At 64.1% G+C, this 12,721-nt stretch carries 14 protein-coding genes; 12 read left to right on the top strand and 2 right to left on the bottom strand.

The features are described 5' to 3' along the window. Positions 1-47 precede the first annotated feature (47 nt). Together dnaN and dnaA are read right to left on the bottom strand one after the other, a co-directional pair. Positions 48-1,136 (bottom strand): DNA polymerase III subunit beta, encoded by a 1,089-nt coding sequence (gene dnaN, locus VF168_14685; protein ID HEX7005428.1) that lies wholly within the window; start codon positions 1,134-1,136, stop codon positions 48-50. Positions 1,137-1,686: 550 nt separating this feature from the next. Then, positions 1,687-3,042, bottom strand: coding sequence for a chromosomal replication initiator protein DnaA (dnaA, locus tag VF168_14680; GenBank protein ID HEX7005427.1), 1,356 nt, complete (start codon positions 3,040-3,042; stop codon positions 1,687-1,689). Between the two features lie 210 nt (positions 3,043-3,252). On the opposite strand from dnaA, the gene mnmG reads away from it, so the two are divergent. From mnmG to VF168_14620, 12 genes are all read left to right on the top strand, one after another. Then, complete coding sequence (gene mnmG / locus VF168_14675; protein ID HEX7005426.1) at positions 3,253-5,079, top strand: tRNA uridine-5-carboxymethylaminomethyl(34) synthesis enzyme MnmG; 1,827 nt, start codon at positions 3,253-3,255, stop codon at positions 5,077-5,079. Beyond that, complete coding sequence (locus tag VF168_14670) at positions 5,060-5,665, top strand: RsmG family class I SAM-dependent methyltransferase (GenBank protein HEX7005425.1); 606 nt, start codon at positions 5,060-5,062, stop codon at positions 5,663-5,665. Before mnmG ends, VF168_14670 begins: the two co-directional genes overlap by 20 nt. Next, positions 5,647-6,405, top strand: coding sequence for a ParA family protein (locus VF168_14665; GenBank protein ID HEX7005424.1), 759 nt, complete (start codon positions 5,647-5,649; stop codon positions 6,403-6,405). Before VF168_14670 ends, VF168_14665 begins: the two co-directional genes overlap by 19 nt. Then, positions 6,389-7,204 (top strand): ParB/RepB/Spo0J family partition protein, encoded by an 816-nt coding sequence (locus tag VF168_14660; GenBank protein ID HEX7005423.1) that lies wholly within the window; start codon positions 6,389-6,391, stop codon positions 7,202-7,204. Before VF168_14665 ends, VF168_14660 begins: the two co-directional genes overlap by 17 nt. 332 nt (positions 7,205-7,536) lie before the next feature. After that, the gene (locus VF168_14655) at positions 7,537-8,514 is read left to right on the top strand and encodes a malate dehydrogenase (protein ID HEX7005422.1); all 978 of its coding nucleotides are present in this window, start codon (positions 7,537-7,539) and stop codon (positions 8,512-8,514) included. Positions 8,515-8,684: 170 nt separating this feature from the next. Continuing rightward, complete coding sequence (locus VF168_14650; GenBank protein HEX7005421.1) at positions 8,685-9,023, top strand: helix-turn-helix domain-containing protein; 339 nt, start codon at positions 8,685-8,687, stop codon at positions 9,021-9,023. A gap of 203 nt (positions 9,024-9,226) precedes the next feature. Continuing rightward, a complete protein-coding gene (locus VF168_14645; protein ID HEX7005420.1) occupies positions 9,227-9,658 on the top strand; it encodes a Fur family transcriptional regulator in 432 nt (143 codons plus the stop codon). Beyond that, complete coding sequence (locus VF168_14640) at positions 9,645-10,616, top strand: GNAT family N-acetyltransferase (GenBank protein HEX7005419.1); 972 nt, start codon at positions 9,645-9,647, stop codon at positions 10,614-10,616. Before VF168_14645 ends, VF168_14640 begins: the two co-directional genes overlap by 14 nt. 82 nt (positions 10,617-10,698) lie before the next feature. Next, entirely contained in the window at positions 10,699-10,908 is a 210-nt protein-coding gene (locus VF168_14635) for a hypothetical protein (protein ID HEX7005418.1), read from the top strand. Further along, positions 10,908-11,804, top strand: coding sequence for a hypothetical protein (locus VF168_14630; protein HEX7005417.1), 897 nt, complete (start codon positions 10,908-10,910; stop codon positions 11,802-11,804). Before VF168_14635 ends, VF168_14630 begins: the two co-directional genes overlap by 1 nt. Further along, a complete protein-coding gene (locus VF168_14625; protein ID HEX7005416.1) occupies positions 11,797-12,282 on the top strand; it encodes a hypothetical protein in 486 nt (161 codons plus the stop codon). Before VF168_14630 ends, VF168_14625 begins: the two co-directional genes overlap by 8 nt. Next, positions 12,282-12,677: a DUF2089 domain-containing protein gene (locus tag VF168_14620; protein HEX7005415.1), complete on the top strand. Its 396-nt coding sequence runs from the start codon at positions 12,282-12,284 to the stop codon at positions 12,675-12,677. The genes VF168_14625 and VF168_14620 overlap by 1 nt, the downstream gene beginning before the upstream one ends. Positions 12,678-12,721: the final 44 nt, after the last annotated feature.

Genomic DNA, 12,721 nt, shown 5'->3' with positions numbered 1-12,721 from the left:
CTCCTGCGGACCCCAGCTCTGCATGCAGGCGGCGTGGGCCGCCGCAACTAGCCTGTACGGAGAGGTACCACCATCGCCAGGTAGCCTGGCTTCTCCGGGTTCACCATCACGCTCGGGGCCGTCTCGCGCGAGAGTGAGATGCTGACCTGGCCGGTGAGCGGCGAGACCGCATCCACCAGGTACTTGGCGTTGAACGCCACGGCGATCTCGGGATCGCTCCCCTCCTGGTTGACGGTCACAGCTTCCTGGGCGCGTCCGAAGGCGCCCTCGGCCGTGATCTGCATGGTGCCGTCCTTGACGAACATGTCCACACGATTGTTGGTCGTGCGGTCTGCCATGAGCGCCACCCGCGATACAGCTTCACTCAACGCTTTGGCGTTCGTAGTGACGCTCACCGGGAAGGAGGAGGGGATCACTCGCTCGTAGTCGGGAAAACTACCCTCCATCAGCTTCACGTTCAGGCGAGTGGAGGGCGTGGCAATCATCAGCTGTCCTTCGCCTACCGCCAGGCGCGCGGCTCCGTCATCGAGAATTCTCACCAGCTCCTCGACGCTACGGGCGGGCAGGACGAGGTTGGCATCGAGTCCGCTGGAGCTGTCGAGGTGGTAGTAGGCTAAGCGGAATCCATCGCTCGCCACGGCCCTGGTATGGTTGTCGGCCAACTCCAGCTTGACTCCCCGGAAGATCGCCTGGTAGTCGGCGGTCGCAGCGGCATAACGGACGTTCGAGAGCGCCGTGACGAGGTCGGCGCCATCCAGCTCCCCACCGAAGTCATCGGTGAAGTTTATGACCGGCGCCTGCGAGGCGTCTACCAGCTGAAGCTTCGTCGAGTAGGGCCCGGAGACGATCTCCATCTCCTTCTCGTCGAGGCTCAGCTCGACCTGGTCCCCCGGCAGCGCTCGAACGACCTGGCCGAAGACCTGGGCCGGTACCGCGACGGCACCCTCCCCGGTCACATCTGCCGTGACGCGCGTCTCGATGTCCATGTCCATGTTCGAGCCGCTGAATATGAGCGAGTCTTCCGCGAGCTCCAGCTTTACCAGGCTGAGGCCAGGGTTGGACGAGCGTGCCGGCACGATCCGCTCCACGTGTCCCAATACGTCGGCCAGATGATTCTTAGATACGTGGACCTTCATCAGATAACTCCCGGGGCCATGCCGCACAGAGCATACCCTCTCGGGGGCTCACGTGTCGCCCCTGCTCGGCCGCTGCCGGCGAAGCTTCCTCCTTAGCCAAGCAGTATCACAAGCCCCTCTCCCTCTCACTGGTTGCTCCCGATCCTTGAAACGAGGAGCCCTTTCTTTCCTCGATGATCCTGAGCGATCGGAAACCAACGGGTGAGGGTCTAGGGACTGGAATTTCGGTCTCGAAGAGTGGAAACGACAGTAATAGTAGGTGTTGTGGAAACTGTGGAAAAGGGTCGGCTGGGCTGTACCTCACGAAGATCCGGCTGTTGAGAACACTGTGGATAAGTAGGGGGTGGCTGTGGAGAATGTCCGATCTTGTCCACACGTTTTCACAAGGCGTGTCGGGCACGCTTACTCCACACCCGGGTCCACAGCTTCTCCACAACTTTTCAGCACGGTTGTCCACAGGCTCCGGTCGCGACGACCGTGCGAAGAGAGGAACGACCGCTGGATAGCTTCTGCCAGTGGTCGTTCCGACTCGTCCTTTCTGCCGGTCTGTTCAACCGATTTCGTCGCGGATCGACCTGATCCGCGCGTTCAACCCCCCGTCGCCCTCGAGGCGGTCGGTGACCTTCTGTACCGCGTACATGACGGTCGAATGGTCGCGACCCGAGAAGAACTGGCCGATCTCGGGGTAGGAGTGGCTGGTGAGCTCACGGATCAGGTACATGGCTACCTGGCGAGGAAGCACCAGCTCCTGACGCCTTCCCTTCGACTTGATGTCGGCTGCCTCCACCTCGAACTGTCGGGCCGTCGCCCTGAGCACGTCGTCCATCGTCACACTCATGTCGCCTTGAGTGAAGACGTCGGATAGTGCGTGGGCCGCAGTCTGCCGATCGAGAGCAGTATTGTTCATGCTGGCGTACACGATCACCCGGACGAGCGCGCCCTCCAACTCGCGGATGTTCGAGGTCACCTGACGAGCGATGAAGTCGATTACCTCGTTCGGCAGCTTCACGCCGCGATACTCCGCGTTCATGTTGAGGATGGCGATGCGCGTTTCCAGCTCCGGCGGCTGTATGTCGGTGATGAGACCCCACTCGAAACGGCTTCGGAGCCGGTTCTCGAGAGTGGGTATGTCTTTGGGCGGACGGTCGGAGGAGAGGATGATCTGCTTGCCTGATTCGTAGAGGGCGTTGAAAGTGTGGAAGAACTCCTCCTGGGTACGCTCCTTGCCGGCGATGAACTGCACGTCGTCCACGAGCAGCAGGTCGATCGAACGGTAGCGCTCACGGAACTGCGTCATCCGATCCTCGCGGATGGCGCTTATCAGGTCGTTGGTGAACGTCTCGGTGGTCACGTACTCGACCTGGAGATCCGCGAACCGGTCGGCAACCGAATGGCCGACCGCGTGCATCAGGTGAGTCTTCCCCAACCCGGCCTGGCCGTAGAGGAAGAGCGGGTTGTAGGCGCGACCAGGTGCTTCGGCAACCGCCAGTGCCGCCGCGTGGGCCAGGTTGTTGTTGGGACCCACCACGAAGTTGCTGAAGACGTACTTCGGATTCAGAACCGGTTTGGGTGCCTTGGCCCGCTTCGCCTCTTCCCCGTTCGAACTCTTGTCGGTTCCGCCGTCGCCGGCGAAGAGGTTCTGCTGTTCGTTCGTCTGGAACGGGACTACCTGGAAGCCCACGCGTGGAGAGCTGGCGCCGAGGTCCTTGAGGGCCTGCTCCAGGACGCCGCCGTAGTGGTTCTTGAGCCAGTCCCTGGCGAAGGAGTGGGGCACGCCTATCATGAAGGTGCCCTCCTCTATCCCCAGCGGCTTCACCTGCTTGAACCAGGTCCGGAACTCGACGTCCGGAATCTGATCCTGCACGAAGTCCAGGATATCTTCCCAGATGGCTGTTTCTCGACTCACTGCGGGTGGGGCCTCTCCATTGGCGAAGGGCAGTTTAACAGACCCGGCCGGCCGCTCCGAAGAGGAGAATCGCGCTCCATCGGCCTCCCCTGCCCAGTGTGCGATTCATGGCTCGAGCGACTCTGACGCTATACTGTGGGTTCGTTCGATCCGGTCCGGTACGGACTAGCCGTTCGGCCGGTCGTTGACGATTACCGGATGGGGGTATTGGTGAGCAGTTCGCGATTCGACGCGATCGTGGTTGGCGGAGGTCACGCCGGGATAGAGGCAGCACACGCTGTTGCCCGGCTCGGTGGGTCTGCCGCTCTCGTGCTGCCCAACCCCGATCGCATCGGCCTGATGCCGTGCAATCCCGCGATCGGCGGTCCCGGGAAGTCGCAACTCGTCTTCGAGATCGAAGCGTTGGGCGGCGTCATGGGTCGGCTCGCCGACGCCACCGCGATCCACGCCCGAACGCTCAACGGGAGCAAAGGCCCAGCTGTGCAATCTCTGCGAGTTCAGAACGAACGCGACGGATATGCAGCGGCCGCGAGGGAACTGATCGAGTCGACGATCGGTATCGAGATCGTCCGCGGTGAGGTCGCGGCGCTCCTGGTAGATGGGGGTGAGGTTGCCGGGTGCGCTCTTACGGACGGCCGTGAACTCGACGCACCCAGCGTCGTGCTGTGCACTGGAACCTTCCTGGCGGGTGTCGTCTGGTACGGCAAGATGAGGAGGGAGGCGGGACGGCAGGGCGAGGCGCCGGCACGCCACCTGTCGAAGAGCCTTAGGGCGACGGGGCACGACCTGTTGCGCTTCAAGACGGGCACCCCGCCGCGGATCCGCGCTGACTCGGTCGACTTCGAGGTGCTGCAAGTAGTTCCGCCCGACGATCCGGCAAACTCCTTCACCGGCAACCCCGGCCCCCGGGCGACCGAGAGTCCGACCTGGCTGACGCACACGACCAGGGAGACTCATCGTCTCATAGAGGAGAACCTCGCCGAGTCGCCGATGTACAGCGGTGACATCGCGGGGACCGGCCCCAGGTACTGTCCATCCATCGAGGACAAGGTAGTGCGCTTCGCCGACAAGGATCGGCATCTGCTGTTCGTCGAGCCGGATGGGGTGGAAACCAGCGAAGTATATCTGCAGGGCTTCTCGAGCTCTCTTCCTCCTGTCTTGCAGGACGACATGATCCGTACGCTGCCCGGCTTCGAGAAGGCCGTCATCCAGCGCTACGCCTACGCCGTTGAATACGACGCGCTCGATCCGACACAGCTCGACGTCACGCTCATGTCGAAGCGCTTACCCGGTTTGTTCAGTGCCGGCCAGATCAACGGCACCAGCGGTTACGAGGAGGCGGCGGCGCAGGGTTTGATCGCAGGGGTCAACGCTGCCCGCCGTGCTCGTGGACTGGGCGCCGTGACCGTTCGGCGGGACGAGGGCTACATCGGGGTCCTGCTCGACGATCTGGTGCGCTGGGGAATAGACGAGCCCTACAGGATGCTTACCTCGCGCAACGAGTACCGTCTGTTGCATCGGCAGGACAACGCCACTGAGAGACTTCTCCCGCGCGGGCACGAATGGGGCCTGGTCGGTGACGACAGGTTGGCCGCTAGTCAGCGGAGCCAGTCGCGAGTGATGCATGAGGTCGAGCGGCTGGGGACGGTTCGGGTCGGCGGTGAGTCTGGAGCCAAGCTTCTCTCGCGCCCCGGTATGGGCTACCGAGATGTGGTGGCGAAGGTCGGGGAGCCGGAAGGTCCTCTGTCCCGCAAGGAGGAGGAGCGCGTCGAGATCCTGGTGAAGTATGCGGCCTACATAGAGCGCAGTCGTCGGGAGCTGGAGAAGCGTCAGGAGTACGAGGCCTTGGAGCTGACAGGGATCGACTATGGCAGCGTGCAGAGCCTGTCAAACGAGGGACGGGACGTGCTTCGGCGAAGCCGACCCGCTACGCTAGGTGCCGCTCAGCGTCTTCGGGGCGTCCGTGACAGCGATGTCACCGCCCTGCTGGTACACGTGAAGCGGAAGAGTGTTTCACGTGAAACAGTCGCTGGCTGAATCACTCGAAAGATACGTAGGGCTGATCAGGAAGTACCACCGTTCTCTCGACCTGATGTCCGAGGCGGCTGTCACGGATATAGACAAGATGGTAGCGGAGGCGTTGCGCTACGGCGATCTCGTCGAGTCGCTCTCCCCCGCGCCCTGCCAAGTTATCGACCTCGGTTCCGGAGTCGGTCTACCCGGCATTCCGATGGCGCTCAGGCTGCCGCGACATCAGTTAACGCTGGTCGAGCGCCGCCGCCGGAGGGCGGCGTTCCTCCGCATCGCCGTTTCACAACTCGGCATGGAGAACGTATCAGTTCAGCAGGGGGATGTCCTGGAGATGTCGTCGCCCTGTGCAGAGGTGATCGTCGCGCAAGCGGTGGGCACGCTGAAAGAAGTGTTCGTCTCGACTCGGCACTTGCACGGTGAGAAGGTTTGGCTCGTGAGCCGCAAGGGCGGGGGGTGGAGGGAGGAGGTGAGCGAAGTCGAAGCCCAGACTGGCTCAGCTGTGGACGAGTGCCGTGAGGAGCCGCTCTCGACGCATGGTACGCTGGTCGCAGTTCTGGTGTCTGGAGGTTCCGCTTGCCCACCATCGGGGTGATCAACCAGAAAGGGGGCGTCGGAAAGACCACTACAGCTGTAAATCTCGCCAGTGCCCTGGCTGCGCGGCGGCGTATCCTCCTGGTAGATCTGGATCCGCAGGCCAACGCTAGTTCGGGTCTCGGCATAACCGCTCCGGAGAGGACGATCTACGACGTCCTGGTGGGGCGGGTGCCGGCCCGGCAGGCGGTACTTCACTACGGAGACCAAGGCCTATATGTGATCCCCGCCTCCGCCGACCTGGCCGGTGCTGCGGTCGAATTCGACGCCTCGACCGAGAACATGCAGTTGCTGGCGAGAACGCTTATAGGGGTCAGGCCCAATTACGACTTCATAATCGTCGATGCCCCGCCGTCGATGGGTGCGCTGACACTCAACTCGCTCGCTGCTGCCGATTTGCTCATCGTTCCGCTTCAGACCGAGTACTACGCGTTGGAAGGCATCGCCGGGATGCTCGATACCGTGAGTCGCGTGCAAAGCGGTCTCAACCGTGATCTGACGATCCTGGGGATCCTGCTGACGATGTTCGATACCCGTACCAAGCTCTCCCAACAGGTCGAGGACAACGTGCGAGCACATCTGGGCCCTCAGGTTTTCGAGACCGTAATCCCCCGCAGTATCCGCTTGGCCGAAGCCCCGTCGTACGGCCAGCCGATCTTCGATTACGCTCCAGGCTCGACCGGGGCCGAGGCCTATCTTCAGCTTGCCGAGGAGGTTCTGCGCCGTGTCAGCCAAACCTAGAGGATTGGGCCGGGGTCTGGACGCGCTCCTCCCCAAGGCGGAAAGGGCGCCGCAGACCCTTCCGCTCGACCAGATCAGGCCCGCGCCAGGGCAGCCCCGCAAGGTGTTCGATCCGGCCGCGATCGCCGAGTTGTCAGCGTCGATCGCCGAGAAGGGCGTTCTCCAGCCGCTGCTCGTTAGGCCGGTCGAGGGCGGCTACGAGATCGTGGCGGGGGAGAGGCGCTACCGGGCTGCAAAAGAGGCCGGACTCGAGGCGGTGCCGGTCGTGGTCCGGGAGTTGGACGACCAGGCAGCGCTGGAGATCGCAATCGTCGAGAACCTGCAGCGAGAGGACCTGAATCCGGTGGAGGAGGCGCGGGCGTTCCAGCAGCTGCTGGAGTTCGGCGCCAGCCAGGAGGATGTGGGCCGCGCCGTTGGGAAGAGCCGCAGCGCTATAGCCAACTCACTTCGGCTCCTTTCGCTGCCGCCGCAGGCTCTTGCCGCCTTGGAGTCAGGGAAGATAAGCGCAGGTCACGCGCGTGCGATCCTCGCCCAACCCGAAGCCGATCGGGCGTGGGCGCTGCAGACCATCATCGAGAAGCAGCTGACGGTTCGGCAGGCCGAAGCGCTCAGGAGGCCTTCTGGGAAGCGGCCGCGCGACGTTTCCGACGGCCGGTATCGCTCATTGGAGGAGGAGCTCGCGCGCCATGCCGGCACACGGGTTCGCGTCACAGGGGGCAAGAGGGGCAAGATAGAACTGCACTTCCACTCGGAGGACGAACTGCAGCGGTTGTTGGAACTGCTCGGTTACGAGGCGTAGCGGGGCCGTTTCACGTGAAACAGTGAGCAGGGTTCCAATCGTGTTGGTCGGCAGGGAGGGTGCTTGGTCGAGGAGTCCGCGAGCATGGCGATGCCAGTAGGCCGCGGCTCCTCCTCCCCGTACCAGTCGCGCACACAACTCGTGCGCCGAGCGAAAGTTGCAGTCCCCGATTCGCAGGCTCGCGTGATTGCCGCCCGCCCGGGCTCTGAACCAGAGGGGACAGGGGCTGCGGCCGTCCCGACGCCGCAGTTATGGGGCGTGACGGTCGACGGGTATCGGAACGAGGGGTGTTACCATGCGACCGCTAAGGGCAACAGCCCTCGGAGGTCAACATGAAACAACCCGTTCGCGTGGCGGTCACCGGTGCCGCAGGCCAGATAGGCTACGCCCTCCACTTCCGGATCGCCGCTGGCGACATGCTCGGCAAGGACCAGCCCGTCATCCTCCAACTCCTCGAGATAACTCCAGCCATGAAAGCCCTCGAAGGAGTCGTGATGGAGTTGAACGATGCTGCTTTCCCTCTCCTCCACGGTGTCGAGACGAGTGATGACGCCAATGTCGCCTTCCGTGGCGCGCAGCTGGCGCTGCTGGTGGGCTCGCGGCCGCGTGGTCCGGGGATGGAGCGGAAGGACCTGCTGGAAGCTAACGGCAAGATATTCACGGTGCAAGGGCGTGCACTCAACGACCACGCGGCCCGGGACGTGAAGGTACTCGTGGTGGGGAACCCAGCGAATACCAATGCCCTCATTGCCATGAGCAGCGCACCCTCACTCGCACCGGAACAGTTCTCGGCGATGACGCGGCTCGACCACAACCGTGCCAAGAGCCAACTCGCTGGTAAGACCGGCGCCAGAGTGGCCGACATAAGGAAGATGGTCATCTGGGGGAATCACTCGAGCACCCAGGTACCCGACCTCGACTTCGCCACGGTGGACGGCAGGCCGGCTGCGGAGCTCGTCCCGCGCGAGTGGGTGACCGAAGAGTTCATCCCCCGGGTGCAGAAGCGGGGGGCGGAGATAATCGAAGCTCGCGGAGCGTCGAGCGCCGCCTCCGCCGCTGCCGCCGCCATCGATCACGTACGTGACTGGGTACACGGAACCGCCGACGACGATTGGGTCAGCATGGCCGTACCGAGCCAGGGTCAGTACGGTATCAGCAAGGGCGTCATCTACTCGTTCCCCGTGACGGTCCGGAACGGCCGCGCCGAGGTCGTCGAAGGCCTGGAACCTTCGGATGACGTGCGTGAGCGCATGAAGCGCACCGAGGCGGAGCTCCTGGAGGAGAGGGAGGCCGTGGCCGACCTCCTCTAGGAGGAATTCGTGCGACCTGCTGTGGCTTGGCGCTCCACCGTGAACCGCGCTCATTTCTCGGGCGGTACCGGAGCTGGACGATCCACCATAGGGCAGCTATCGACTACCGACCGTTATGGAATGTCGAGTGGGAACACAAATCTAGCGCCGCTGTGGTAGAATCACGGCAGATGTCAGTCGAAGTTAAACCCTGTCCGGTGCACGCCGCGATCGACCTCCTGCAGACCAAATGGACGCTTCATCTCATCCGTTGTCTGCTCGATGGCCCGGCAGGGTTCAACGAGCTCAGCCGGGCGGCGGGGGGCTGCAATCCCACGACGTTGGCGCAGCGCCTCGAGCACCTCTGCCGGCTGGGTCTCGTCGAGAAGACCGTCATCTCCACGATGCCACCGAAGACCAGTTACGCCCTGACTAACGAGGGCGCGAGGCTGGAGCAGGTCATCGGCGCGATCGAGGGCTGGGCTCGCGAATTCGACGAGCCGCTCGTCGCGGCGGCAACCACGCCCTGAAAGAAGCGGTGCGGGCAACGTGACCGCAGTTCCCGGTTCGCGCCGGGCCTGCATGTCGCTTATGAGGACGGTCCTGACCAGGGCGCAAATCGGAAGTATTCCGACTTGCCCGGATACGTGCTAGACTTCGGCGAGATCCGACCGGTTCCCAGATCCATATGGTGGAGAGCAAGCGCACAGATCGGCAAGATGGACGCGAGGAGTTGAGGGCGTTATTGCGTCGTCACGGCCTCCGCTACAGCCGCCCGCGCGAGGCGATAATGGAGATCTTCCGGGACGGCAGCAGCCACATCAGCGCCGAGAGCCTCCACTGCTCACTCAAGGAGCGTGGCGAGGACGTCAGCCTCTCGACCGTCTACCTGAACCTCAACGTGCTCAGGGACGCAGGCCTGGTGCAGGAGTTCCGCGGCGTCGGTGGCGAGTCGCTCTACGACCACAACGTCTCGCCCCACTACCACCTCATCTGTCGCGAGACGGGGAGAGTCGTTGACGTACCGGCCATCGAGATAGAGGGCGTCCCCCTCGGCCGCTTCCTCAAGGAGCGGATCGAGCAGGAGACCGGGTGGACCATAGACGAGCCACGCTTCGATCTCAGGGGCGTGTCCCCGCAAGCGGCGTCCCGTGACGACGACTGAAGGTGGGATAGGACGGACGGAAGCCCCCGCCAACGTCCGACCCGAAGTGGTCGAGATCACCGGAATCGAAGACCTCAGAGCGTGCGTCGACCTGGAACGCACGATATGGGGCGCGGGCGACATCGATCTGGTACCGCTGAACCAGCTGCGCGCGGCCCAGCAGGCGGGCGGCCTGGTAGCCGGCGCTCGACTGAGTGGAAAGCTCGTCGGGTTCAGCTACGCCTTCCCGGCGTACCGGCCCCGGCTCCATAACGGCCCGGGTCTCCACTCCCACCTGACGGGAGTACTCGAGGCGGTGAGGGGCATGGGTGTCGGTAGGGCACTGAAGGAGTTCCAGAGAAGCTGGTGCCTGGAACGCGGGATCGGCTGGATCGAGTGGACCTTCGACCCGTTGCGGGCCGCGAACGCGAGGTTCAACCTCAACCATCTCGGAGCCGCCGCGGAAGAGTACCTGGTCGACGTCTACGGTCGGCTCGATGACGGCCTAAACCGGGCGCTGCCCAGCGACAGGCTGGTTGCGTCGTGGCGTCTCGACGACTATGCCGGTGCCGCCGCAATCGCCCAGGGTGCCGCCGCAATAGCCCAGGGTGCCGCCGACAAGGGTCCCGTCGACAAGGGTCCCGTCGACAAGGGTCCCGCCAACCAGCGTCCCGCCGACCCTGGTCCCGCCAACCAAGGTCCCGCCGACCCGGGTGCCCCCGAGCACGGCGTGCCGGTGCTCACCGCCAGCGAGCAGGACCTGCCCGGAATACCCCGTCTGGGCGAGACCGCCGACGCGCTCCTGCTGGCCGTGCCAGGCGACCTCGATCGGCTCCTCGCGACCCGACCGGAAGCCGCCTTGAGATGGCGGCTCGCCGTCAGGGCCGCCTTCCGCCACTACTTCGCGTCGGGATACCGGACCACGAGGTTCCTCGACTCTGCATACCTCTTGACTCGGCGGCAGAAGGAACCGCAATAGAAACCACGTCTTTATAGAATGTAAACCTCGGCTTGACAAAACGTTAGGGCGCCTCTACTATGCCTGTCGAGGAGGCGACGACGTGTCTTATCTGCTGGAGAGGGAGATGGAGTATCGGGTGAACCGCTACCACGGCGAGGCGGCCGTTCATAGGGCGGTGCCGCGAGGGCGGGCGTTGCACCGTCTGGCGTCCACACTGCACGGCCTGGCAGACCGGCTGGAGGAGCGCGCCAGATCCGCCGGTCACCCTTCAGAACCCAGCACCGTCGCACTCCAAGGAAGGAATCAGTGATGGACGACCGCCAGAGGATCGAAGCGATGGTCGAAGAGGGACGCATCACCAGGGAGGAAGCCGACCGGCTCCTCGGCGTACTAGACGACATCGATCAGGCCGAACAGAAGCTCGAGGGCATGGACGCCGAGGTGCACTCCGACCCGCTTCCGCCGCGTAGTCCGACCGCTACCCCGGCAGACCCACCGATACCGCCTTCCCCGCGTCGAGCGGACGGGGGGCGCGAGGAACGGCGGCTGCCGGAGGACATCCGCTGGCTGGAGATCAGCCTGCTCGCAGGTGACCTCCAGATCGAGGTATCGGATAGCGTCACGACGCCGTCTGCGTCCACCAGCGGAAGAAGCCATACCGAACTGGAGAGGACCGACGACGGTTTTCGGCTTGGAGGCTCCTCCGGCAACAGGGGGGACAACTTCCTCGAACGCATGATGAGCCGTATAGCTCGGGACGACACCAGGGTCGTAATCCCTGCCGACTGGGGATTGAGGATGAACATGAAGGCCGGCGACGTGGAGATCCACGGCCCACTGCGCTTCCTCGCGGGCCACCTGCTGGCGGGCGACCTCGACGCCGACGAGGTCCACGGCCTCGATCTCGATATAAGCGCCGGCGACATAGATCTGGGGCTGCTGCTGGATGAAGGCCGGCACCGGCTCCACGCCATCGCCGGCGACGTCAGAGTTCGCCTGCTGAACGGTTGCGATGTGAGGGTGAGCGGCAAGGTGAACATCGGCGACCTCAGCCTCCCCGAAGAATGGACGATGAAGAACAAGGGGCTAGGCGCTTCGTTCGAGCACAGCCTCGGGCAGGGGAGAGCCGAGCTGACGCTCGACCTGGGCACGGGTGACCTCGACGTCGGAACCAGGGCCCGGGGCGGTGAGATCCGGCATGGCTGAACAGGACGAACGCCGGCGGATCCTGGACATGCTGGCCAACGGGCAGATCAACGCCGGCGAGGCAGAGGAGCTGCTGAGGGCGTTGGGAGGCGGCAAGGAGGACCCGTTCGATATCGGGCGTACGGTCAGTGAGGCCGTCGACTCCGCACTCGGATCGGTGTTCGGCTCGGGCGAGAGCAGGCGCCGACACCGGGCGGGCCGGCACATCGCCCGCTCGCTCAGGATCGTCATCGATTCGGGCGACGAGGAGAACGGCAGAGGGGGCCGAACGGCGGTGACCGTGCCTCTGGCGCTGGCTAAGTTCGCCGGCAAGCTCATCCCCGAAGAGGTACGAGTCAGGCTCGACAGCGAAGGGATACAGCTTACCGACCTGCTCGAGGCCCTCGACGAGGAACTCCCCGAGGGGAGGCTCGTAGACATCGACACAGGTCCCGTCGAGGGCGGTCAGAGATCCCGGATCATAGTGGAGGTGGCCTGATGGCTGTGAAGCACGCGATGCCTACCCACTGCCCGGTGAGCGGGGAACCGCTCGAAGTAACCAGGCTGCACTGCCCCCAGAGCGGCGTCACCATCGAAGGTAGGTTCCAGCCCAACGAGTTCGCCCTGCTGCCCCCCGAGAACCTGGAGTTCCTGCGGCTCTTCGTCAAGGTCAGGGGAAACCTCAAGGAGGTCGAGAGGATCCTCGGCCTCTCCTACCCCACCATCAGACAGCGGTTCGAGACGCTCGTTTCGGTGCTCGGCTACGAGGCTGCCCCCGAACCCAAACCGGAGCGCAGCCAGCGAAGATCGGAGATCCTCGAGAGGCTGGAGCGGGGCGAACTGAACGCCGAAGAAGCAGCCAAGGCGTTGCAGAGCCTCAAGCGGACCGGCTGAGGGCTGACTAACAGCGTCACAATCGGCCTCGTTATACTGTTGGG

The organism is Trueperaceae bacterium (genome assembly GCA_036381595.1).
In the GTDB taxonomy this organism is placed as follows: domain Bacteria; phylum Deinococcota; class Deinococci; order Deinococcales; family Trueperaceae; genus DASVCN01.
The sequence above is the reverse complement of the archived record's forward strand: the minus strand, read 5'-3'. Positions and strand labels throughout refer to the sequence as shown.